Source organism: Streptomyces sp. NPDC001858, from assembly GCF_053594615.1.
In genome coordinates, this window is sequence record NZ_JBSFEV010000016.1 from 124297 (window position 1) to 147489 (window position 23193).

22 protein-coding genes are annotated in these 23193 nt (G+C 70.2%); 2 read left to right on the plus strand and 20 right to left on the minus strand.

Annotated features, from left to right (window positions below; genetic code table 11):
* Positions 1-91 precede the first annotated feature (91 nt).
* The 9 genes from ruvX to ACWCPF_RS23180 form a co-directional block, all read right to left on the minus strand.
* Complete coding sequence (gene ruvX / locus ACWCPF_RS23140) at positions 92-556, minus strand: Holliday junction resolvase RuvX (protein ID WP_451046946.1); 465 nt, start codon at positions 554-556, stop codon at positions 92-94.
* A gap of 8 nt (positions 557-564) precedes the next feature.
* The gene (gene alaS / locus ACWCPF_RS23145) at positions 565-3237 is read right to left on the minus strand and encodes an alanine--tRNA ligase (protein ID WP_451046947.1); all 2673 of its coding nucleotides are present in this window, start codon (positions 3235-3237) and stop codon (positions 565-567) included.
* A complete protein-coding gene (locus ACWCPF_RS23150) occupies positions 3237-3581 on the minus strand; it encodes a hypothetical protein (RefSeq protein ID WP_451046948.1) in 345 nt (114 codons plus the stop codon). The genes alaS and ACWCPF_RS23150 overlap by 1 nt, the downstream gene beginning before the upstream one ends.
* Positions 3582-3589: 8 nt before the next feature.
* Positions 3590-4027, minus strand: a complete 438-nt coding sequence (locus ACWCPF_RS23155; protein WP_351919123.1) for a DUF948 domain-containing protein — start codon at positions 4025-4027, stop codon at positions 3590-3592.
* 145 nt (positions 4028-4172) lie between these two features.
* The gene (gene rpsD, locus ACWCPF_RS23160; protein ID WP_351919125.1) at positions 4173-4787 is read right to left on the minus strand and encodes a 30S ribosomal protein S4; all 615 of its coding nucleotides are present in this window, start codon (positions 4785-4787) and stop codon (positions 4173-4175) included.
* A 319-nt stretch (positions 4788-5106) separates the two neighbouring features.
* Complete coding sequence (locus ACWCPF_RS23165) at positions 5107-6462, minus strand: replication-associated recombination protein A (RefSeq protein WP_451046949.1); 1356 nt, start codon at positions 6460-6462, stop codon at positions 5107-5109.
* A 60-nt stretch (positions 6463-6522) separates the two neighbouring features.
* On the minus strand, positions 6523-7182 hold the full coding sequence (locus tag ACWCPF_RS23170; RefSeq protein WP_451046950.1) for a vitamin K epoxide reductase family protein: 660 nt from the start codon (positions 7180-7182) through the stop codon (positions 6523-6525).
* A gap of 171 nt (positions 7183-7353) precedes the next feature.
* Positions 7354-8616 (minus strand): histidine--tRNA ligase, encoded by a 1263-nt coding sequence (hisS, locus tag ACWCPF_RS23175; RefSeq protein WP_451046951.1) that lies wholly within the window; start codon positions 8614-8616, stop codon positions 7354-7356.
* A 13-nt stretch (positions 8617-8629) separates the two neighbouring features.
* A complete protein-coding gene (locus ACWCPF_RS23180) occupies positions 8630-9355 on the minus strand; it encodes an MBL fold metallo-hydrolase (protein WP_451046952.1) in 726 nt (241 codons plus the stop codon).
* A 179-nt stretch (positions 9356-9534) separates the two neighbouring features.
* Here ACWCPF_RS23180 and ACWCPF_RS23185 point away from each other — a divergent pair, with 179 nt between their 5' ends.
* Both ACWCPF_RS23185 and ACWCPF_RS23190 read left to right on the plus strand, forming a co-directional pair.
* Positions 9535-10353, plus strand: a complete 819-nt coding sequence (locus ACWCPF_RS23185) for a peptidylprolyl isomerase (protein ID WP_451046953.1) — start codon at positions 9535-9537, stop codon at positions 10351-10353.
* A 167-nt stretch (positions 10354-10520) separates the two neighbouring features.
* Entirely contained in the window at positions 10521-11750 is a 1230-nt protein-coding gene (locus tag ACWCPF_RS23190; RefSeq protein ID WP_451046954.1) for a DUF349 domain-containing protein, read from the plus strand.
* Positions 11751-11844: 94 nt separating this feature from the next.
* Here ACWCPF_RS23190 and ACWCPF_RS23195 read toward each other — a convergent pair whose 3' ends face one another.
* The 11 genes from ACWCPF_RS23195 to pdxT all read right to left on the minus strand — a co-directional run bounded on the left by ACWCPF_RS23195 (position 11845) and on the right by pdxT (position 23193).
* The gene (locus tag ACWCPF_RS23195) at positions 11845-12261 is read right to left on the minus strand and encodes an effector-associated constant component EACC1 (protein WP_451046955.1); all 417 of its coding nucleotides are present in this window, start codon (positions 12259-12261) and stop codon (positions 11845-11847) included.
* A gap of 36 nt (positions 12262-12297) precedes the next feature.
* Positions 12298-14823, minus strand: a complete 2526-nt coding sequence (locus ACWCPF_RS23200) for a RelA/SpoT family protein (RefSeq protein WP_451046956.1) — start codon at positions 14821-14823, stop codon at positions 12298-12300.
* A gap of 223 nt (positions 14824-15046) precedes the next feature.
* Positions 15047-15595 carry an adenine phosphoribosyltransferase gene (locus ACWCPF_RS23205; protein WP_451046957.1) on the minus strand — a complete coding sequence of 183 codons (549 nt, stop codon included), beginning with the start codon at positions 15593-15595 and terminating at the stop codon, positions 15047-15049.
* Complete coding sequence (gene secF, locus ACWCPF_RS23210; protein WP_451046958.1) at positions 15592-16707, minus strand: protein translocase subunit SecF; 1116 nt, start codon at positions 16705-16707, stop codon at positions 15592-15594. Before secF ends, ACWCPF_RS23205 begins: the two co-directional genes overlap by 4 nt.
* 3 nt (positions 16708-16710) lie before the next feature.
* Positions 16711-18510 (minus strand): protein translocase subunit SecD, encoded by a 1800-nt coding sequence (secD, locus tag ACWCPF_RS23215; RefSeq protein WP_451046959.1) that lies wholly within the window; start codon positions 18508-18510, stop codon positions 16711-16713.
* A 134-nt stretch (positions 18511-18644) separates the two neighbouring features.
* On the minus strand, positions 18645-19163 hold the full coding sequence (gene yajC / locus ACWCPF_RS23220; RefSeq protein ID WP_451046960.1) for a preprotein translocase subunit YajC: 519 nt from the start codon (positions 19161-19163) through the stop codon (positions 18645-18647).
* 176 nt (positions 19164-19339) lie between these two features.
* Positions 19340-20410 (minus strand): Holliday junction branch migration DNA helicase RuvB, encoded by a 1071-nt coding sequence (gene ruvB / locus ACWCPF_RS23225; protein ID WP_451046961.1) that lies wholly within the window; start codon positions 20408-20410, stop codon positions 19340-19342.
* Positions 20411-20420: 10 nt separating this feature from the next.
* Entirely contained in the window at positions 20421-21026 is a 606-nt protein-coding gene (gene ruvA, locus ACWCPF_RS23230; RefSeq protein ID WP_451046994.1) for a Holliday junction branch migration protein RuvA, read from the minus strand.
* Entirely contained in the window at positions 21023-21589 is a 567-nt protein-coding gene (gene ruvC / locus ACWCPF_RS23235) for a crossover junction endodeoxyribonuclease RuvC (RefSeq protein ID WP_451046962.1), read from the minus strand. The genes ruvA and ruvC overlap by 4 nt, the downstream gene beginning before the upstream one ends.
* Before the next feature lie 197 nt (positions 21590-21786).
* Positions 21787-22539 carry a YebC/PmpR family DNA-binding transcriptional regulator gene (locus tag ACWCPF_RS23240; RefSeq protein WP_451046963.1) on the minus strand — a complete coding sequence of 251 codons (753 nt, stop codon included), beginning with the start codon at positions 22537-22539 and terminating at the stop codon, positions 21787-21789.
* 48 nt (positions 22540-22587) lie between these two features.
* Positions 22588-23193, minus strand: coding sequence for a pyridoxal 5'-phosphate synthase glutaminase subunit PdxT (gene pdxT, locus ACWCPF_RS23245; protein ID WP_451046964.1), 606 nt, complete (start codon positions 23191-23193; stop codon positions 22588-22590).

Sequence of the window (23193 nt, forward strand, 5' to 3'; positions counted from 1 at the left end):
CGGCCTTCACGGGCCCGTCACCGTTCCGCCTCTCTCTGTGCGGCGACTGTTCGAACAGCACCGCATCGCGCGGAACGTTACCGTACCGCGATCAGATGACCACTTCGACGCCCTCGCCCGGTGCTTTGCCTGACACCCGTTCGGATTCCAGCGCCTGCTGAAGGATGATCACAGCGGCTGCCTGGTCGATGACCGCGCGGCCCTTCTTCGACTTCACGCCCGAGGCACGCAGTCCCTGACTGGCCGTCACGGTCGTCATCCGCTCGTCGACGAGCCGGACCGGGACCGGCGCGATGCCCTGCGCGAGCTCCTGGGCGAAGCCCCTGACCTTGACCGCGGCCGGGCCCTCGCCCCCCTTGAGCGAACGCGGAAGACCCACGACGACCTCGATCGGCTCGTACTCCTCGACCAGCTGCCGAAGGCGGCGATGAGCCGCCGGAAGGTCCCGGCCGGGGACCGTCTCCACCGGAGTGGCGAGGATCCCGTCGGGGTCGCACGAGGCGACCCCGATCCGGGCGTCCCCGACGTCGATCGCGAGTCGACGGCCCTTGCGCATCGGGTGACTCACTTGGCCGTTTCCGCCACGAGCCGCTCGACGGCGTCGACGGCCTCGCCGACGGCGGCCGGGTTCTGGCCACCGCCCTGGGCGACGTCCGGCTTGCCGCCACCGCCGCCGCCGAGGGTCTTGGCGGCCGTGCGGACCAGCTCGCCGGCCTTGAGACCGCGCTCGCGAGCGGCCTCGTTGGTGGCGATGACCGTCAGCGGCTTGCCGTTGCTGACCGTGAACAGGGCGACCACGGCGGCCCGGCCGCCCTGGATGCGGCCGCGCACGTCGAGGACCAGCTTGCGCAGGTCGTCGGGGGCGGTGCCGTCCGGGACCTGACCGGTGACGACGGCGATCCCGCGGACGTCCTTGGCCGACTCCACGAGACCGGCGGCGGCCTGGAGCACCTTCTCGGCGCGGAACTTCTCGATCTCCTTCTCGGCGTCCTTCAGCTTGCCGAGCATGGCCGAAACCCGCTCCGGGAGCTCCTCCGGACGCCCCTTGATCAGCTCCTGGAGCTGGGCCACGACCGTGTGCTCACGGGCGAGGAAGTTGTAGGCGTCGACGCCGACGAGAGCCTCGATGCGGCGCACGCCCGAGCCGATCGACGACTCGCCGAGCAGCTTCACCAGACCCAGCTGAGAGGTGTTGTGGACATGCGTGCCGCCGCACAGCTCCTTGGAGAAGTCGCCGATGGTCACGACACGGACCCGCTCGCCGTACTTCTCGCCGAACTCGGCGATGGCGCCCTGCTTCTTGGCCTCGTCGATGCCCATGACGTCGGCGCGGACGTCCAGGTCGCGGGCGAGCACCTCGTTGATCTTCTGCTCGACGTCGGTCATCACGGCCGTCGGAACGGCGGACGGGGAGCCGAAGTCGAAGCGGAAGCGGCCGGGCTGGTTCTCGGAACCGGCCTGGGCGGCCGTCGGACCGAGGGCGTCGCGCAGGGCCTGGTGGGTGAGGTGGGTGGCCGAGTGGGCGCGGGCGATGGCGGTGCGGCGACGCGAGTCGATCGAGGCGTGCACCAGGTCGCCGACGGTCACCTCGCCGACCTGGACGACGCCCTTGTGGACGTAGACGCCCGGCACCGGCTTCTGGGTGTCGCGGATCTCGACGACGGCGCCGGAGCCCACCTTGATGCGGCCGGTGTCGCCGATCTGGCCGCCGCCCTCGGCGTAGAACGGGGTGCGGTCGAGGACGATCTCGACCTCGTCGCCCTCGGTGGCGGCCGGGGAGGAGACGCCGTCGACGAGGATGCCGACGACCGTGGACTCGCCCTCGGTGTCCGCGTAGCCGAAGAACTCGGTCTCGCCGGCCTTGTCGGCGATCTCGCGGTAGGCGCCGGTCCCGGCGTGGCCGGTCTTCTTGGCCTGGGCGTCGGCCTTGGCGCGCTCGCGCTGCTCCTTCATCAGCCGGCGGAAGCCGTCCTCGTCCACGGACAGCCCCTGCTCGGCGGCCATCTCCAGGGTGAGGTCGATGGGGAAGCCCCAGGTGTCGTGGAGCAGGAACGCCTTGTCGCCGGCCAGGACGGCGCCGCCGGCCTGCTTGGTCTCGGTGACGGCGGTGTCGAGGATGTTGGTGCCGGCCTTCAGCGTCTTGAGGAAGGCGTTCTCCTCGGCGACGGCGACCTTCTCGATGCGCTCGCGCTCGGTGATCAGCTCCGGGTACTGCTGGCCCATCATGCCGATCACGGTGTCGACGAGGTCCAGCACGACCGGGCCGGTGGCGCCGAGCAGCCGCATGTTGCGGATGGCGCGGCGCATGATCCGGCGCAGGACGTAGCCGCGGCCCTCGTTGCCGGGGGTGACGCCGTCGCCGATGAGCATCACGGAGGTGCGCATGTGGTCGGTGACCACGCGCAGCGAGACGTCCGAGTCATGGGCCTTGCCGTACTCGACGCCGGTCAGCTCGGTGGCCTTCTTGATGACGGCCATGGAGGTGTCGATCTCGTACATGTTCTGCACACCCTGCAGAATCATGGCGAGGCGCTCCATGCCGAGGCCCGTGTCGATGTTCTTGCTCGGCAGGTCGCCCAGGATCTCGAAGTTGTCCTTGCCGATGCCCTCGCCGCGCTCGTACTGCATGAAGACGAGGTTCCAGATCTCCACGTACCGCTCGTCGTTGACGGCGGGGCCGCCCTCGACGCCGAACTCGGGGCCGCGGTCGTAGTTGATCTCGGAACAGGGTCCGCAGGGTCCGGGGACGCCCATGGACCAGTAGTTGTCCTTCATGCCCAGGCGCTGGATGCGCTCCTTGGGCACGCCGACGACCTCGTGCCAGATGCGCTCGGCCTCGTCGTCGTCCAGGTAGACGGTGATCCAGAGCCGCTCCGGGTCCAGGCCGTAACCGCCCTTGTCCTGGGGGCTGGTGAGCAGCTCCCAGGCGTACGTGATGGCGCCTTCCTTGAAGTAGTCGCCGAAGGAGAAGTTGCCGCACATCTGGAAGAACGTGCCGTGGCGGGTGGTCTTGCCGACCTCTTCGATGTCGGGCGTGCGCACGCACTTCTGCACGCTGGTGGCGCGCGACCACGGCGGCTTGACCTCACCGAGGAAGTACGGCTTGAAGGGGACCATGCCGGCCGGGACGAGGAGCAGAGTCGGGTCGTCCGCGATGAGCGACGCCGAAGGGACGACGGTGTGCCCGCGCTCCTCGTAGAAGCTCAGCCAGCGGCGGCGAATCTCGGCCGACTCCATCAGTGGTCCTCATTCCGGTCGTACGGGTGCGTCGTGGTCTCGACGTACGTCGTGTGCTTGCTGTTCTCGATGGCGGCGTACCGCCGGGGGCCGGGGAGTGCGGGGTCCTCGTGGATGCCGAGCGCGTCCTCGAGTTCCGCCTCCCGCTGCGCCATGTTGTCGCGGACGTCGAGCGCGAAGCCGACCGCGCGGTCCTTGAGGCGTGCTCCCGTCTCGAGCGCCTTGTCGGCCGCGGTCGCGGCGAGGCTCTCGGGGGTCAGCTGCCTGAGCTTGCGGTTGACCTTGGTGGTGGCCCAGACACCGGCGGCGACGCCCGTGGTGAACCAGAAGGTGCGGCGGAACATCGCTGGTCTCAGTCCCTCTTTCCACGGGGCTTGCGCTTCTCCCGCCGGGAGACCGTACGGCCCACGATCACGGTGCGCCGGGGCTCCCTGGCAGGCGCGTCGTCCTTGCGGCCCAGGGCGCGGCGGACGCCGTACCCGAACGCGGCGACCTTCACCAGGGGGCCGCCGAAGGTGGAGGCGACGGTCGTCGAGAGCGCGGACGCGTTCGACGTGACCTCCTGGACGTCGGAGGCGATGGAGTCGACCCGGTCGATCTGGGTCTGTGCGGAGCGCACCGCGGCGGAGGCGTCGGCCAGCAGCGGGACGGCCTGCTCGGTCACGTCCGCGACCAGCTTGGTGGTCGCCCTGAGCGTCTGGGCCAGCCTCGCCAGCGCGACGGCCAGGAAGGAGACCAGGATCGCCCAGAAGACGGCCACCAGGATCCCGGCCACTTCTCCACCGGACACCTGGCACTCTCCTTGCAGTGATGTCACCTATCTCTGGCGCTGAGCCTATCGCGCCGGACCCGGCGATCCGTACCGGATTAGGGGTGTGCGAAGGCCCGCCGTCGCCCGCCCCGAGGGGCAGGCGGCCGGCGGGCCTTTGCGGAGATCAGCGTGCGTAGTACTCGACGACGAGCTGCTCGTCGCAGATCACCGGGATCTCCTTGCGGTTCGGCTCGCGGTCCAGGCGGAAGGCCAGGGCGCGGAGGTTCACCTGGAGGTAGCGCGGGGTCTCGCCGTCGGGGGCGAAGCCGCCCTCGCGGGAGATGGAGAAGAGGGTCTTCTCGCGGCTGCGCTCACGGACCATCACGACGTCGTCGGGCTTGACGCGGAAGGACGGCTTGTCGACCTTCTGGCCGTTGACCTCGATGTGGCCGTGGACGACCATCTGGCGGGCCTGGTAGATCGTGCGGGCGATGCCCGAACGCAGGACCAGCGCGTCGAGACGGCGCTCGAGCTCGATGATCAGGGCCTCACCGGTCTTGCCCTGGACCTTGGAGGCACGCTCGTAGGCGCGCACGAGCTGGCGCTCGGACACGTCGTACTGCGCGCGCAGACGCTGCTTCTCGAGCAGACGGACCTTGTAGTCCGAGTTCTGCTTGCGGCCGCGGCCGTGCTCGCCCGGCGGGTAGGGGCGGGCCTCGAAGTACTTGACGGCCTTCGGGGTCAGCGCGATACCGAGGGCACGCGACTTCTTGACCTTGGGGCGGGACTGATTCGCCACTGTGTTCTTCTCTTTCCTGAATTTCCGGCTTGCCAGGGTTAAGGGAGGTCGCATCCGCAGCCGGGGAAACCCGTCGGTCCGCGAGGGACCTGTCGGGCAGCCGCTCCCCTTGGTCTGGGCACACAAGTGCAGCACGCGAGTGGCCCACCGACCGTTCCCGGAACTCCGGATGGTGGTGGGCTGCCCGCGACACCGTTTCAACGGTGCGCGACGCTCCTGGAGCCGATCCGTGGATCGAGGATCCGAGGACCGGGGCTCCGGCTGACTGTCCTGTTCTGACGGCACAGGACGCAGCACTTCGGGCGAGTCTACAGGGTGCTCAGGACCCCTTGCGACCGAGGTGCGCTCTGGTCCACTCGACCGCGTCCGCGTAGCGGGCCTCGGCGCCGTGCCGGGTCGGCGCGTAGTACTCCCGGCCGTCGATCGCGTCCGGAGCGTACTGCTGGGCGGCGATGCCCTCGGGCAGGTCGTGCGGATACACGTACCCCTGGGCGTGCCCCAGCTTGGCGGCGCCCTTGTAGTGCCCGTCGCGCAGATGCGGCGGGACGGGCCCGGCCAGTCCCTTGCGGACGTCCTCCAGGGCGGCGCCGATCGCCGTCGTCGCGGCGTTGGACTTGGGGGCCAGGGCGAGCGCGATGGTGACATGGCTGAGGGTGAGGGCGGCCTCGGGGAAGCCGATCATGGCGACGGCCTGGGCGGCGGCGACGGCGATCGGCAGCGCGTTCGGATCGGCCAGGCCGATGTCCTCGCTGGCGGAGATCATCAGCCGGCGGGCGATGAAGCGGGGGTCCTCGCCGGCCTCGATCATGCGGGCCAGGTAGTGCAGGGCCGCGTCGACGTCCGAACCGCGGATGGACTTGATGAGGGCGCTGGCGACGTCGTAGTGCTGGTCGCCGTCGCGGTCGTACTTCACCGCCGCGCGGTCGACCGTCTGCTCCAGCGTCTGGAGGCTGATCGCGGTCTCGTCCTGGTCGAGGGCGGCTCCGGCGGCCGCCTCCAGGGCCGTCAGGGCGCGGCGGGCGTCGCCGCCGGCGATGCGCAGGAGGTGGGCCTCGGTCTCCTCGGGGAGGGTGACGGCGCCTTTGAGGCCGCGGTCGTCGGCCAGCGCCCGGGTGACGAGGGCGCGGAGGTCGTCGTCCGTGAGGGGTTCGAGGGTGAGCAGGAGCGAGCGGGAGAGCAGCGGCGAGATCACCGAGAAGTACGGGTTCTCGGTGGTCGCCGCGATCAGCGTCACCCAGCGGTTCTCGACGGCCGGCAGGAGGGAGTCCTGTTGGGCCTTGCTGAAGCGGTGGATCTCGTCGAGGAAGAGGACGGTCTCCTTGCCGAAGCCGCCGATGGCGCGGCGGGCGCCGTCGATGACCGCGCGGACCTCCTTGACGCCCGCGGTGATCGCCGACAGCTCCACGAACCGCTTGTCGGTGGCCTTGGAGACGACGTACGCCAACGTGGTCTTCCCGGTGCCGGGCGGGCCCCAGAGGATCACCGAGGAGGGGCCGGCCGGGCCCTTGGCGCCGTCGCCGACCAGGCGGCGCAGGGGTGAGCCCGGCTTCAGCAGGTGCTGCTGGCCCACCACCTCGTCGAGGGTGCGCGGGCGCATCCGGACCGCCAGGGGGCTCCCGGCGGGGTCCTTCTCCTGGCGGTCTTCGGCTGCGGCGGTGAACAGGTCGGGCTCCACACGTCGGAGCCTACGTCAGGGGTCCGACAGTCCCGCCGGGCACGGTGTCCGTCGTCGGGCTCAGGCCCAGAGGTCGGCGCCCCAGCGGGTCAGGATCAGCATGCCGATGATGCCGACGTGGGTGACCGGCAGGACCCAGGTGAACTCGCCGAAGAACCCCTTCAGCCAGCTCGGGGCGGGCAGGAGGTCGTTGCGCACGTTGAACGAGGTGACATACCAGAACATGGTGATCGTCGCGACCCAGGCCAGCGAGCACCACAGGCACAGGGCGTTGATCTCGTACAGGGACTGGTACTGCAGCCAGGTGCAGAAGCCCACGCCGAAGAGCGTGCCGAAGTTGAAGGTCAGCCAGTACCAGCGGGGGAACCGGGCCCGGGCCAGCAGGCTCATGCCGACGCAGATGACGATGCCGTAGCAGACCAGGCCCAGCATCGGGTTGGGGAAGCCGAAGGCGGAGGCCTGGTCGCTCTCCATGACGCTGCCGCAGGACACGATCGGGTTGATGCTGCAGCTGGGGGTGAACGTCTTGCCGTCCACCTTGCCTTCGAGGATCTTGAACTTGTCGATCGTGATGACCCACGCGGCGAGCAGACCGGCCGCGCCGGTGATCAGCAGCAGGATCGCGAACGCACGGCTGCCGCCCACCGTCCGGGGCTCGGTCGCGGCGACGCGCTCGGGCTCGGACTCCGTGGAGACGTCTTTGACTGTCGTCTTGCTCATCACGCCGATCCGTCACTTGAGAGTTGGACCATCTTCGGGCAGGGGCCATTGTGCCGCACCGGACCCTCTGTCCACCGTTCGGCGGACATAAGGACGTACGTGCGGCACCCGCCGGGCGTTCGGTTCCGGCCACCTGCCGAAACCGCCGACGCCCGGCGGGTGAGCACGGCGCTAGCCGAGCCTCGACTCCAGTTCCGCCACGACCTCGTCGACGCCGATCGCCGTCTGCTCCCCGGACTGCATGTCCTTGAGCTGGACGACGCCCTCGGCGAGGTCGCGTTCGCCCGCGACGATCGTGTAGCGGGCCCCGCTGCGGTTGGCGCTCTTCATGGCGCCCTTGAGCCCCTTGGCGCCGTAGGAGAAGTCGGCGGCGACGCCGAGCTTGCGCAGCTCGGTGACCTTCGCGAAGAGCACCCGGCGGGCCTCCTCGCCCAGCGGCACCGCGAACACGGAGGTCGAGGCGGGCAGCTCCAGCTCCACGCCCTCCGCCTCCAGCGCAAGGACCGTACGGTCGACGCCCAGCGCCCAGCCCACCGAGGGCAGCGCGGGGCCGCCGATCATCTCGGAGAGGCCGTCGTAGCGGCCGCCGCCGCCCACCGCGGACTGGGAGCCCAGTCCGTCGTGGACGAACTCGAAGGTCGTACGGGTGTAGTAGTCCAGGCCGCGGACCAGCTTCAGGTCGTCCTCGAAGGCGACGCCCGCCGCGGTGATCAGCTCGCGGACCTCCTCGTGGTACGCCTTGCAGGCGTCGCACAGGTAGTCGCGCAGCAGCGGGGCGTCGCCGAGCTGCTTCTGCACCGACTCGCGCTTGTCGTCGAGCACCCGGAGCGGGTTGATCTCCGCGCGGCGCAGCGTGTCCTCGTCGAGGTCCAGGCCCCGCAGGAAGGTCTGCAGCGCCTCCCGGTACACCGGACGGCACTCCTTGTCGCCCAGCGAGTTGAGCAGGATGCGGAAGTTCCTGAGGCCGAGCGTGCGGTACGCCTGGTCGGCCAGGATGATCAGCTCGGCGTCCAGCGCCGGGTCCTCCGCGCCGATCGCCTCGGCGCCGACCTGGGAGAAGTGCCGGTAACGACCCTTCTGGGGGCGCTCGTAGCGGTAGTACGAGCCGGAGTACCAGAGCTTGACCGGCAGGTTGCCCGTCTTGTGCAGGTTGGCTTCGAGCGCGGCGCGCAGCACGGAGGCGGTGCCCTCGGGGCGCAGCGCGAGCTTGTCGCCGCCCTTGGTCTCGAAGGCGTACATCTCCTTGGTCACGATGTCGGTCGACTCGCCGACACCGCGCGCGAACAGTTCGACGTTCTCGAAGCCTGGCGTCTCGACGTAGCCGTAGCCGGAGTTGCGCAGCGGCGCGGCGATCGCCTCGCGGACGGCCAGGAACGTGGCGCTGTCCGGCGGAATCAGGTCGTACGTGCCCTTGGGGGCCTGAAAGGTGCTCACGGAAGGTCTCTCGTCACATTCCTCGTCGGGGAGGGGTGGGCGAACCCGCTCCGCGTTCTTGGCGGCCTGCGGCCGCCATCTGCCGCAGATACGGGTTGGCAGCGCGCTCCTGGCCGATGGTCGTCTGGGGGCCGTGGCCGGACAGCACCACGGTCGAGTCGTCGAGCGGCAGGCACACACGGGCCAGCGAGTCGAGCATCTCGGCCATGTCGCCGCCGGGCAGGTCGGTGCGTCCGATGGAGCCGGCGAACAGCAGATCCCCGGAGAAGAAGACCGACGGTACGTCGGCCGCCTCGGGCATCCGGAAGGTCACCGACCCCCTGGTATGGCCCGGCGCGTGCGCGACGGAGAACTCCAGTCCCGCCAGCTCCAGCCGGGCGCCGTCGGTCAGCTCCCGGACGTCGTCCGGCTCCCCCACGGTCAGCTCGCCCATCAGCGGCATCCCGATGGACCGGCCCAGCGCCTTCTCGGGGTCGCTCATCATGTAGCGGTCCTCGGGGTGGATCCAGGCGGGCACGTCGTGCGCGCCGCACACCGGGACGACCGAGGCCACATGGTCGATGTGGCCGTGGGTGAGGACGACTGCGACGGGCTTGAGCCGATGCTTCGCCATCGCTTCCTCGACCCCGGGGGCCGCCTGGTGGCCCGGGTCGATGATCACGCACTCCTCGCCCGCGGCGGGGGCGACGAGATAACAGTTCGTCCCCCAGGCGCCGGCGGGGAACCCGGCAATGAGCACGATCGTCCTTCGTTTGTGTCGATACGCGTGGGCTTCTGGCGGCTGGGCCAGTGGTGCGAGCCTACCGGCGCTGCCGTTTCCTCAGCGAACCCATATACGGTACGGGACACACGCAGGCTGTCGGCTCACAAGACGCACGCGTCCCAGTCGACGTACGAGACGCACGAGGAGAAAACCCGGTGGTCACCCAGGAACAGCGGAAGCGTCAGCTCGCCCGGGAGAAGTTCTTGCGGCAGCAGCAGCGTCGCACCAGCGCCCGGCGCAAGGCGCGTGCACGCAACTCGGTGATCGCGTCGGTCCTCGGCGTGATCATCATCGGCAGCCTGGCGCTGTACACGACGGGCGTGCTGAAGGACGACGACGACAAGGCGAACGCGAGCTCGGAGACGACGCCGTCGGCGACGCCCAGCGCCGCGGAGGACCCGTGCGAGAAGGCCGCCGCCGGCGCGATCAAGACGGAGACCTGGAAGAAGGAGCCGGCGGTCACCATCGACACGGCGGCGAAGTACACGATGACGCTGGCGACCACCTGCGGTGACATCGGCATAGCCCTGAAGGCGAAGGCCGCGCCGCACACGGTGAACTCGTTCAGCTTCCTCGCCGGCAAGGGCTACTTCGACCACACCAAGTGCCACCGGCTCACCACCAACGGCATCTATGTGCTGCAGTGCGGCGACCCGACGGGCCAGGGCAGCGGCGGCCCCGGCTACACCATTCCGGACGAGAACCTGAAGGACACCACCCTCAAGAACAACGTCTACCCGGCGGGCACGGTCGCGATGGCCAACACCGGTCAGGCGCACACCGGCGGCAGCCAGTTCTTCCTCGTCTACCAGGACAGCCAGCTGCCGCCCAGCTACACCCCGTTCGGCACGGTGTCGGCCGACGGCATGAAGGTTCTGCAGAAGATCGCCGCCGCGGGCGAGAACACCGGCGCCGGCGACGGAGCCCCGAACGCGACGGTCGTGATCAACAAGGCGACGGTCGCGAAATCCTGACGACGACCTGAGGACAACCTGACGACAAGGGGCGGTCAACTGCGCAATTTCGGTCGCGCTGGATGCGGACAGGCGGCCCGCCGGTCGCCTATGTTGGCCGTGACGAAACTGTGGACGATGCCCAGGGGCGCTGAAGCCCCTCGGAGGCATCATGTGGAGGAGGCGCTGTGAGCAGCGACCCGTGGGGCCGCGTCGACGAGACGGGGACCGTGTACGTGCGTACGGCCGACGGCGAGCAGGTGGTCGGTTCCTGGCAGGCAGGCTCCCCCGAGGAAGCACTGGCCTACTTCGAGCGCAAGTACGAGGGCCTGGTTGTCGAGATCGGCCTCCTCGAGAAGCGAGTGCAGACCACCGATCTTTCGGCCAAGGACGCGCAGGTCGCGATCGACCACATCCGCGAGCAGGTCGACGCCCATCACGCGGTGGGCGATCTCCAGGCGCTGAAGGACCGGCTGGACAAGCTGGTGGCGACCGTCGAGTCGCGCCGCGAGGAGCGCAAGCAGCAGCGCGCCAAGCAGTCCGACGAGGCCCGTAAGGCCAAGGAGGACCTGGTCACGGAGGCGGAGCAGCTGGCGCAGTCCGACCAGTGGCGGGCCGCCGGTGAGCGGCTGCGCTCCCTGGTGGACACCTGGAAGGGTCTGCCGCGGCTGGACCGCAAGTCGGACGACGAGCTGTGGCACCGCTTCTCGCACGCCCGCTCGGCGTTCTCCAAGCGCCGCAAGGCGCACTTCGCGCAGCTGGACGCGCAGCGCGAGGACGCCCGCCGGATCAAGGAGCGGCTGGTCTCCGAGGCCGAGTCGCTGTCCGGCTCCACGGACTGGGGTCCGACGGCGGCGCGCTACCGCGAGCTGATGGCGGAGTGGAAGGCGGCGGGCCGCGCCCAGCGCGAGCACGAGGACGACCTGTGGAACCGCTTCCGCGGTGCGCAGGACGTGTTCTTCGCCGCCCGCAGCTCGGTGTTCGCCGAGCGGGACGCGGAGCAGACGGAGAACCTCAAGCTCAAGGAGGAGCTGGCCGAGGAGGCCGAGAAGCTCCTGCCGGTCGGCGAGCTCAAGGCGGCGCGTGCCGCGTTCCGCTCGATCAACGAGCGCTGGGAGGCCATCGGCCATGTCCCGCGGGACGCCCGGCCGAAGATCGAGGGCCGGATGCACGCCGTGGAGCGGGCGATCCAGGAGTCCGAGGAGGCCGAGTGGCGCCGGACGAACCCGGAGGCACGCGCGCGTGCCGCGGGTCTGACCGGTCAGCTCCAGGCCGCCGTGGACAAGCTGCGGACGCAGATCGAGCAGGCCCGTGCCCAGGGCAACTCGTCGAAGGCCGACAAGCTGGAGCGGGAGCTCGAAGGCCGTCAGGCGCTGCTGGACCAGGCTCTGAAGGGCCTGGAGGAGTTCGGCGGCTGAGCGTCGTCACCGCGCATCGTGCGGCCCGGCGGTGGGAGACCACCGCCGGGCCGTTTCGCGTCGGCGAGCTCGCGCGCCTGCCGGGCCAGGAAGGTCAGGGCGTGCCGTCGCCGCTTCCCGGCTCCTCGGGCCGCGGGGCGGGCGCTGCGCCGCCGTCGAGGAGCTCGATCAGGCCGCGTACGGTCTCCTCGTCGCGGGCCGCGTCGGCGGTGAGGACGATCGTCACGTCACCGCGGCGCAGCGTCACGGCCGGGGGGCGGGGGCGGGAGGCCTGCCACTGCAGCACGGACACCACGAGGGACGCGGCGGAGAGCCCTCCGGAGACGGCGAACTGGAGCACGTCGAAGGCCGCGCCCGTGCTGCCGGGCGGGGGCGGCGGCCGGACGCCGTCGAGCCGGGCGCGGCCGCCCGCCGCCGCCTCGGCGCGCAGCCGGCCCAGCAGGGAACGGAGGTCGTGCTCGGACCCCGCGGCGTCCAGCGACACCGAGATCATGTGGTCCGGCTCAGTCATCGCGTCCGTCCGTCTCGGCCGCCGTCGGCCCCTGCGTCACGGTCGGCGCGCCGACGTCACCCGGTACACGTCGTAGACGCCCTCGACGCCGCGTACGGCCTTCAGGACGTGGCCCAGGTGTTTGGGGTCGCCCATCTCGAAGGTGAAGCGGGAGGTCGCCACGCGGTCGCGGGAGGTCTGGACCGCCGCGGAGAGGATGTTGACGTGCTGGTCGGACAGGACCCGGGTGACGTCCGAGAGGAGCCGGGAACGGTCCAGGGCCTCGACCTGGATCGCGACCAGGAAGACCGAGGACTGCGTCGGCGCCCACTCGACCTCGAGGATGCGCTCCGGCTCACGGGACAGTGACTCCACGTTGACGCAGTCGCTGCGGTGAACCGATACGCCACTACCGCGCGTCACGAAGCCGATGATCGGGTCGCCGGGGACGGGCGTACAACAGCGGGCCAGCTTGACCCACACGTCGTCGACGCCCTTGACGACGACGCCGGGGTCCTGGTTGCTGCGCCGCTTGCGGCCGCGGGTGCGGGACGGCGGTACCGCCTCGTCGATCTCCTCGGTGGCCGCCTCCTCGCCGCCGAGCGCCTGCACCAGCTTCTGCACGACGTTCTGCGCGGCCACATGGCCCTCGCCGATCGCCGCATAGAGCGAGGAGATGTCCGGGTAGCGCATCTCGTGCGCGAGCGTGACCAGCGAGTCGCCGGTGAGGATGCGCTGGATCGGCAGGTTCTGCTTGCGCATCGCGCGCGCGATGGCGTCCTTGCCCTGCTCGATCGCCTCGTCCCGGCGCTCCTTGGAGAACCAGGCTCTGATCTTGTTGCGGGCGCGCGGCGACTTGACGAAGTTCAGCCAGTCCCGGGACGGTCCGGCCCCGGCCGCCTTGGAGGTGAAGACCTCCACGAGGTCGCCGTTGTCCAGGGTCGACTCCAGCGGCACGAGACGGCCGTTGACCCGGGCTCCTATGGTGCGGTGGCCCACCTCGGTGTGCACCGCGTAGGAGAAGTCCACGGGCGTGGCGCCGGCCGGCAGCGCTATCACGTCGCCCTTCGGCGTGAAGACGAAGACCTCGTTGCGCGACAGGTCGAAGCGCAGGGACTCCAGGAACTCGCCCGGGTCCTCGGTCTCCTTCTGCCAGTCGAGGAGCTGGCGCAGCCACGCCATGTCGTTGAGGTGGTCGTCCTTGCCGGTGGTCCGCGGCTGGTCCGAGCGCACCTTGGAGGCGCCGGCGACGGCCTCCTGCTTGTACTTCCAGTGCGCGGCGATGCCGTACTCGGCGCGGCGGTGCATGTCGAACGTGCGGATCTGGAGTTCGACGGGCTTGCCGTTGGGGCCGATGACCGTGGTGTGCAGCGACTGGTACATGTTGAACTTGGGCATCGCGATGTAGTCCTTGAACCGGCCGGGGACCGGGTTCCAGCGCGCGTGCACCGTGCCGAGGGCCGCGTAGCAGTCGCGGACGGTGTCCACGAGGACGCGGATGCCCACCAGGTCGTAGATCTCCGCGAAGTCACGGCCGCGGACGATCATCTTCTGGTAGACGCTGTAGTAGTGCTTCGGGCGGCCGGTGACGGTCGCCTTGATGCGGGCGGCCCGCAGATCGGCCTGGACCTCGTCGGTCACTATGGCCAGATACTCGTCACGTTTCGGTGCCCTCTCGGCCACCAGCCGGACGATCTCGTCGTACATCTTGGGGTAGAGGATCGCGAAGGCGAGGTCCTCCAGCTCCCACTTGATGGTGTTCATGCCCAGGCGATGGGCGAGCGGCGCGTAGATCTCCAGCGTCTCGCGCGCCTTCTTCTCCTGCTTCTCGCGCTTGAGGTAACGCATGGTGCGCATGTTGTGCAGCCGGTCGGCGAGCTTGATGACCAGGACGCGCGGGTCCTTGGCCATCGCGACGACCATCTTGCGCACGGTCTCGGCCTGCGCGGCCTCGCCGAACTTGACCTTGTCCAGCTTGGTGACGCCGTCGACGAGCAGGGCGACCTGGTCGCCGAAGTCGCGGCGCAGGTCCTCCAGGCCGTACTCGGTGTCCTCGACGGTGTCGTGCAGCAGGCCCGCCATGAGCGTGGCCGGGTCCATGCCCAGTTCGGCGAGGATCGTGGTCACCGCGAGCGGGTGGGTGATGTACGGGTCGCCGCTCTTGCGCTTCTGGCCGCGGTGCCAGCGCTCGGCGACCTGGTAGGACTTCTCGATCTGGCGCAGCGTCGCCGTCTCGATCTTGGGGTCGTTGCTGCGCACTATCCTCAGCAGCGGCTCCAGGACCGGGTTGTACGGGTTCTGGCGCTGCACGCCGAGGCGGGCGAGGCGGGCCCGGACGCGGTTGGAGGAGCCGGAGCGCGGGGGCTGCTGAGCGGCGGCCGGGCGGGCGGCGGGCGCGGTCGAGGAGGGCTCGGGCGAGGCCGGCTTGGGGCGGGCCTGCTCGGCCGGCTTGTCGACGGACGCCGGGCGGTCGTGCTCGACCGGCCCGCGGCTGTCGTCCTTCGCGGGCGGCGCAGGCGTGGCCGCGGGCGCCGATGCGGACTCGGGCTTGGCGGCTGTCAGGTGCTGGGCCTCGTCTGGCAAGAGGGCTCCTCGTGCGCGATCCGGGTCCCCCGGTCAGGTTCCGGAGGACCCATCGTAGCGATCCCGGGCTCAAGGATCGCCTTCAGGCCGATGGGAGGGCCGTCTACCGGAGAAACGCAAGGGGCGGGCACCGGATTCCTCCGGTGCCCGCCCGCTTGGCGTACGGCGGTTTTCGGACCGTTCCCGGACTCGCGAGGCGGTGCTCGGAATCTCGGGACTGTGCTCAGATCGTGAGCAGCGCCTCCAGGGGCGCCCCGTCCAGAGCCGCCTCCAGCCGGGGGCGGCCGGCCAGGAAGCCCAGCTCCATCAGGACGGCGACGCCCGCGACCTCGGCGCCCGCGCGGTGGATGAGCCGGATCGACGCCTCGGCGGTGCCGCCGGTGGCGAGGACGTCGTCGACGATCAGCACGCGGTCGCCGGGGTTGAGGTCCTCGGCGTGCACCTCGATCTCGGCCGAGCCGTACTCCAGGTCGTAGGCCTGGCCGAGGGTCGCGCCGGGGAGCTTGCCCGCCTTGCGCACGGGGATGAAGCCGAGGCCGGCCCGGACCGCGACCGGGGCGCCCAGGATGAAGCCCCGGGCCTCCAGGCCGACGACCTTGGTGGCGCCGGTGCGCTCGGCGATCTCCGCGAACGCCTCGGTGAGCGCGTGGAACGCCGCCGGGTCCGCCAGGAGCGGGGTGATGTCCTTGAACATCACTCCCGGCTCCGGGTAGTCGGCCACGTCCCGGATGCGGCTGAGCAGCAGTCCGGTGAGGTCGGTGAGCTCGGTCATCGGCGCTTCCCCGACGGACGGCCGCGGCCCCGGCCGCGGGCGGCGGGCTGGTTGCGCGGGCCGACGACCGCGGCCGCCGCGTCCTCCGGCTCGTCGTCGTCATAGCCGTCGGTGGCGTGGGACTCGACGAACTGCTCCTCGGCCGAGGCCTGGGCGCGCTTGGCCAGGACGCGCTTCTTGAGCGCCTTCATCTGCGGCTCGAGCTCCTTGAGGTCCGCGACGAGCGGCGTCGCGATGAAGATCGAGGAGTAGGCGCCCGCCGCGAGGCCGACGAACAGCGACAGCGAGATGTCGTTGAGCGTGCCCGCGCCGAGGACGCCGCCGCCGATGAACAGCAGTCCCGCCACCGGCAGCAGCGCGACGACCGTGGTGTTGATGGAGCGGACCAGGGTGCCGTTGATCGAGCGGTTGGCGACCTCGCTGTAGGTGAAGCGGGTCTGCTTCGTGAGGTCCTTCGTCTGTTCCTTGAGGGAGTCGAAGACGACGACCGTGTCGTACAGGGAGTAACCGAGGATGGTCAGCAGACCGATCACCGTGCCGGGCGTGACCTCGAAGCCGACGAGGGCGTAGATGCCGACCGTGATGGTGATGTCGTGGATCAGGGCGACGAGTGCCGCGATGGCCATGCGCCACTCGAAGGCGATCGCCAGATAGATCACGACCAGGACCATGAAGATCGCCAGGCCCTGCCAGGCCTTGTCGGCGACCTGGTCGCCCCAGCTGGGACCGACCAGTTCGGCGGTGATCGTCTCCGGGTCGGCCTTGAAGTCCTTGGCCAGGTCGGTCTTGATGACGTTGGACTGCTTGATGTCCATGCCGGCGATCTGGATGCGCAGCGAGCCGTTGCCGAGCTTCTGCACGACCGCGTCGTGGCCGGACGCGTCCTTGGCGTACTCCTCGGCCTGGGAGACCGAGACGCTGGTCTTCTCGGTGGTGAAGACGGCGCCGCCCTGGAAGTCGATGCCCATGTTCAGGCCGCGCACCGCCAGGCCGACGATGGCCGTGATGGTGATCAGGATCGAGATGCCGTACCAGAGCTTGCGGTGGCCGATGAAATCGTAGCTGATCTCGCCACGGTGCAGTCGGGCGCCGAGGTTACCGAGTTTCGACATCGCTCACGCCTCCTTCGTCTCGACGGAGCCGGTGGCGGAACCGGCGGGACGGCGGGTGCGGCGGATCGGCGGTTGGGCGCCCAGGCTCTTCGGGTCGAGGCCGGACCACTTGTGGCCGCTTGCGAAGAATTTCCGCCGCGCGATGAGCGTCATCAGCGGCTTGGTGAAGAAGAAGACCACGACCACGTCGAGGACGGTGGTCAGGCCGAGCGTGAACGCGAAGCCCTGGACCTTGCCGACCGTGACGATGAAGAGCACGGCGGCGGCGAGGAACGACACGAAGTCGGAGACCAGGATGGTGCGCCGGGCGCGCGGCCAGGCCCGCTCGACGGCGGGGCGCAGGGTGCGGCCCTCGCGGATCTCGTCCCGGACGCGTTCGAAGTAGACGATGAACGAGTCCGCGGTGATACCGATGGCGACGATGGCTCCACAGACGGCCGGCAGGTTCAGCGCGAAGCCGATGGCCGGACCGAGGAGCGCCATGAGCACGTAGGTGAGGGCTCCGGAGACCAGCAGCGAGGCGAGAGCGATGAGCGCCAGGCCGCGGTAGTAGGCCACCAGGTAGATCACGACCAGGGCGAGGCCGATGGCGCCGGCGAGGAGACCGGCGTGCAGCTGGTCGCCGCCGAGCGCGGCCGTCACCGTGGTCACGCTCTGCTCCTGGAAGGAGAGCGGGAGCGCGCCGTACGACAGCATGTTGGAGAGGCCCTGGGCCTCCTCCTGCGTGAAGCTGCCCGAGATCTGGGCCTGGCCGCCGGTGATGGCCGAGCTCACGTAGGGGCTGGAGACGACGTTGCCGTCGAGGACGATGCCGAACTCGTTCTGCGGCTGGGGGTTCTGCGCGAGCTGGCCCGTGATGTCGGCGAACTTCTTGGACCCCTTGGACGTGAAGTCCATGGTGACCTGCCAGCCGGCGGCCGTCTGCGTGTCGAAGACGGCCTGGGCCTTCTTGACCTCGGTGCCGTCGACGGCGGCCGGGCCGAGCAGGTACTTGTACCAGACCTTGTCGATCTCACCGCAGGCGACGGTCGCGTCGCCGGGCTTGACGCCCTCGCCGGCCGCGGCGCGGACCGATTCCTTGGAGCAGTCGAGGGCCGCGTACTTGGCCTGCAGCGCGGCGTCGTCCGCGGTGACGGCGGCGCCGCTGCTCGCGGAGGCCGACGGGCTGGCGGAGGCGCTCGCCTTGGTGCTCGCGGACGCCGACGGGGTCGAGTCGGCCTTCAGCGCGTCGGTGACGGGCCGGCCCTGCGAGGTGGCGGTGGCCGACGGGGACGTCGAGGAGGTCGCCTTCTCGTCGGTGTTCGCGGAGGCGCTCGCCGACGGGCTCGTGGAGGCGCTCGGCGAGGCGGTGGACGAGCCGCTCGCGGACGCGCTCGGCGAAGGGGTGGCCGCAGCGGAGCCGGTGGCCTCCTGGGCCAGCACCGGACGGAAGTACAGCTTGGCGGTGGTGCCGACCTGCGCCCGTGCCTTCTCGGAGTCGGTGCCCTTGGGGATGTTCACGATGATGTTGCGGTCGCCCTGGGTCTGCACCTCCGCCTCGGAGACGCCCAGCCCGTTGACACGGCGGTTCATGATCTCGACCGCGGTGTCCATGTTGGCCTTGTTGATCGCGGATCCCTGGTCGGCCTTCGCCTCCAGCGTGATGCTGGTACCGCCGGCAAGGTCGATGCCGAGACGCGGGGTGGTGTGACCGGAGGCGAACATGCCTCCGGTGAGCCCCACGATGGCGATCAGGATCAGGGCCAGCGAGCGCCCTGGCTTGCTCTGGGCACTCGCGCTCCGGCCCTTCTTAGGTGCTGCCACCTTCTCGTACTCCCTCTCGGGCCGCCTCACGCCGGGTCAGCGCGGCGGCGGCCATGACATGGTGTCGGGATCCCCTGGCGAGAATGCGCGCGCCCCGGCCCGGACGGGTGTGCCCGTCTGCGCCGGGGACCGGGCTACTTCTTCGTTTCGGAGTCGCCGTCGGTCTTCTTCGGCTCTTCGTCGACATCGGCCTGCTCGGCGTCGGCGGCCTTCTCCTGGACCTCGTCCGATCCGTCCTTCTTGCCGAGGTCGACGACCTTGTCGTCGGAGGCGGCGGCAGCTTCGTCGGCGGAGTCGTCGGTCTCGGCGGACTCGGTGAGGGAGGAGGCGTCGTCCGGGACGACGTCGGAGTCGGACTTCAGGTCGTGCTCGATGCCGTGCACGATGCGGTTGTACTCGTCGTCGCTCAGGACGGCGCCGATCGCGTTCTTCGCGAAGAGCAGTTCCACACCCGGCCCCGCATCGAGGAGGAGGGTGTCGTCACTGACCTCCTTGACCGTCGCGTACATGCCCCCGATGGTGCGGACACCGCTGCCGGGCTGCAAATCGTTACGCATGTCGGCCGCTGCTTGCTGCTTCTTCTTTGCCGACCGGGTCATCAGGTACATGGCCCCGATGAGCACGATGAACGGGAGGAGGATGCCAGGACTCACGGGTCGGAACTTCCTTCAGACGACCGCGAAGGTTGAGCGGCCTGATGGATGGGGGTTGTGTGCTGCCGACAACGGCAGCATCGGCGGAGTCTAAGCGAGTCCGCGCGCATGGAACAACGCTCAGCATGGCACCAGGGTTCCTGACCCGCCCAATGCCGCGGCCGTGGCCGAGTTCGTCATGTCCCGAACAGGTCGCCCTGGCCGCTTCCCTGGGTTGAAGTGCGGGCCGGGGTCAGACCGAGGTGGTTCCATGCGGCCGGGGTGGCCACCCGCCCGCGCGGTGTACGCGCGAGTAGCCCCTCGCGCACGAGGAAGGGTTCGGCCACCTCCTCCACGGTCTCACGCTCCTCCCCCACCGCGACGGCGAGCGTGGACAGACCGACCGGGCCGCCGCCGAACAGCTTCAGCAGCGCCTCCAGGACCGCGCGGTCGAGCCGGTCCAGGCCTCGGCCGTCGACCTCGTACACCTTCAGTGCCGCCGCCGCGATCCCGCGGTCGATGATCCCGTCGGCCTTGACCTGCGCGTAGTCGCGTACCCGGCGCAGCAGACGGTTGGCGATCCGGGGCGTGCCGCGGGAGCGGCCGGCGATCTCGGCGGCGCCGTCGGTGTCGATCTCGACGTCGAGGAGGTGCGCGGACCGGTGGATCACGCGCTGCAGCTCGGCGGGCTCGTAGAACTCCATGTGCCCGGTGAAGCCGAAGCGGTCGCGCAGCGGGGGCGGCAGCAGGCCCGCGCGCGTGGTGGCGCCGACCAGGGTGAAGGGCGGCAGTTCGAGGGGGATGGCGGTGGCGCCGGGTCCTTTGCCGACGATGACGTCGACGCGGAAGTCCTCCATCGCCATGTACAGCATCTCCTCGGCGGGCCGGGACATGCGGTGGATCTCGTCGAGGAAGAGGACCTCGCCCTCCTGGAGGGAGGAGAGGATCGCCGCGAGGTCGCCGGCGTGCTGGATGGCGGGGCCGCTGGTGATGCGGATCGGGGCGCCCATCTCGGCCGCGATGATCATCGAGAGGGTGGTCTTGCCGAGGCCGGGGGCGCCGGAGAGCAGCACGTGGTCCGCGGTCGCACCGCGCGCGCGTGCGGCGCGCAGGACGAGGTCGAGCTGTTCGCGGACCTTCTCCTGGCCGATGAACTCGTCCAGGTCCTTGGGGCGCAGGGCGGCCTCGACGGCCTGGTCCTCACCGTCGGCTGACGCGCCGACGAGCCGCTCGGGGGCGGTCTCTTCGGTCGTGTCGTCCCAGTTCACTGACGTTCTCCTAGCGGGCGCGGTTCAGGGTCTGCAGGGCGGCCTTGAGCAGCTGGCCCACCTGGGGCGCGCCGGCGGCGGCCTCGGCCTGCGGGGTCACGGCGGCGACCGCCTCGTCGGCCTCGCGGGTCGCGTAGCCGAGGCCGATGAGGGCGGCGTGCAGCTGGTCGCGCCAGCCGCTGGTGACCGGCGAGCCGATGGCCGGGGCTCCGATCGGCTCGCCCAGCCGGTCCTTGAGCTCCAGCAGCAGCTTCTGTGCGCCGCGCTTGCCGATGCCCGGCACCGCGATGAGCGCCTTCTCGTCGCCCGTGGCCACGGCTCGGCGCAGGGCGTCCGGGGTGTGCACCGCCAGCATGGCCTGGGCCAGCCGGGGGCCGACCCCGCTCGCGGTCTGCAGCAGCCCGAAGACCTGGCGTTCGTCGTCGTCCACGAAGCCGTAGAGGGTCAGCGAGTCCTCCCGTACGACGAGGGAGGTGGCGAGCTTGGCGGGCTGGCCGAGCCGGAGCGTGGACAGCGTGTTCGGCGTGCACTGCAGGGCCATGCCCACGCCGCCCACCTCGACCACCGCGGTGTCCGGAGCGAGGGCTGCGACCGTGCCGCTGACGAAGGCGATCATGCCGTACGGCCTTTCCATGTCGTCGGTGCGTCGGCTGTCGCCGGCGCTTTGGCCGTGTGCCGGGCGACGGCCTGCTGGAGTCGGTTCTGCGCGGGGGCGCGCCAGATGTGGCAGATGGCGAGCGCGAGGGCGTCGGCCGCGTCGGCCGGCTTGGGGGGCGCGTCGAGCCGCAGCAGGCGGGTGACCATGGCGCCGACCTGCGCCTTGTCCGCGCGCCCGCTGCCGGTGACGGCGGCCTTGACCTCGCTGGGGGTGTGCAGGGCGACGGGGATGCCGCGGCGGGCGGCGCACAGCATGGCGACGGCGCTGGCCTGGGCGGTGCCCATGACCGTGCGCACGTTGTGCTGGCTGAACACCCGCTCCACGGCGACGAATTCGGGCCGGTACTCGTCCAGCCAGCGTTCGATGCCCTGCTCCACCGCGACGAGGCGCTGCCCCAACTCGGCGTCCGCGGGGGTGCGCACGACGCCCACGCCGAGCATGGTGAGCGGCCGGCCCGCGACCCCCTCGACGACCCCGACGCCGCACCGCGTCAGTCCGGGGTCCACCCCGAGTACCCGCACCCCACCCCCCTTTGCGGCTAAACCGCCGCCGCTCTCGCGGAGGTGGCTCAGCGCCGTCGTGGTTCCTCAATTGATGGTTGCCGTCCGTGGACAGTGATCTACGGATGACGCCAGGCTAGTCGCTGCCGCTGACAACGACGGCGGGCCGGTGGGACGTGTCCCTCCGGCCCGCCGGATCCGCTCGGCTCGCGGCAGCGCTACGCGTCGACCTTCTCCATGACCTCGTCGCTGACGTCGAAGTTGGCGAAGACGTTCTGGACGTCGTCGCTGTCCTCGAGCGCGTCGATCAGCTTGAAGATCTTCTTCGCGCCCTCCTCGTCCAGCTCGACCTGCATGGTCGGGACGAAGTTGGCCTCGGCGGAGTCGTAGTCGATGCCGGCGTCCTGGAGGGCGGTGCGGACCGCGACCAGGTCGGTGGCCTCGCTGAGGACCTCGAAGGACTCACCGAGGTCGTTGACCTCCTCGGCGCCCGCGTCCAGGACCGCGCCCAGCACGTCGTCCTCGGTCAGCTCGCCCTTGGGGACGATGATGACGCCCTTGCGGTTGAAGAGGTACGACACCGAGCCCGGGTCGGCCATGTTGCCGCCGTTGCGGGTCATGGCGACGCGGACGTCGGAGGCGGCGCGGTTGCGGTTGTCGGTGAGGCACTCGATGAGCACGGCGACGCCGTTCGGGCCGTAGCCCTCGTACATGATCGTCTCGTAGTCGGCGCCGCCTGCCTCGAGACCGCCGCCGCGCTTGACCGCGGAGTCGATGTTCTTGTTCGGGACCGACTGCTTCTTCGCCTTCTGGATGGCGTCGTAGAGCGTCGGGTTGCCCTCGATGTCGACGCCGCCCATCCGGGCCGCGACCTCGATGTTCTTGATCAGCTTCGCGAAGAGCTTGCCGCGTTTGGCGTCGATCACGGCCTTCTTGTGCTTCGTCGTAGCCCATTTAGAGTGGCCGGACATCTGCCTGTCTCCTTCGCGTAACCCAACCAAATACGAACGGCAGAGATCCTACAAGGACTCCGCCGCCCGGTATGCGCGCACCATGTCGACGAACAGGGCGTGCACCCGGTGGTCGCCGGTCAGCTCCGGGTGGAACGACGTGGCGAGCGCGTTGCCCTGGCGGACCGCGACGATATGACCCTCGTGCTCGGCGAGCACCTCGGTCTCGGCGCCGACGGACTCCACCCAGGGGGCGCGGATGAAGACGCCCTCCACAGGATCGCCCGTGACGCCGCTCACGTCGAGTGCGGCCTCGAAGGACTCGTTCTGGCGGCCGAAGGCGTTGCGGCGCACGATCATGTCGATGCCGCCGACGGTCTCCTGCCCGGAGCGCGGGTCGAGGATCTTGTCGGCGAGCATGATCATGCCCGCGCAGGTGCCGTAGACGGGCATTCCGTCACGCACGCGCGCGCGAAGCGGCTCCATCACGCCGAAGAGGACGGCCAGCTTGGAGATGGTCGTCGACTCGCCGCCGGGGATGACGAGACCGTCGACCTCGGCGAGCTCCTCGGGGCGCCGCACCGGCCTGGCCACGGCGTCGGCCGCGGCCAGGGCTACGAGGTGCTCCCGTACGTCGCCCTGGAGGGCCAGGACGCCTATGACAGGTGTGCTCAT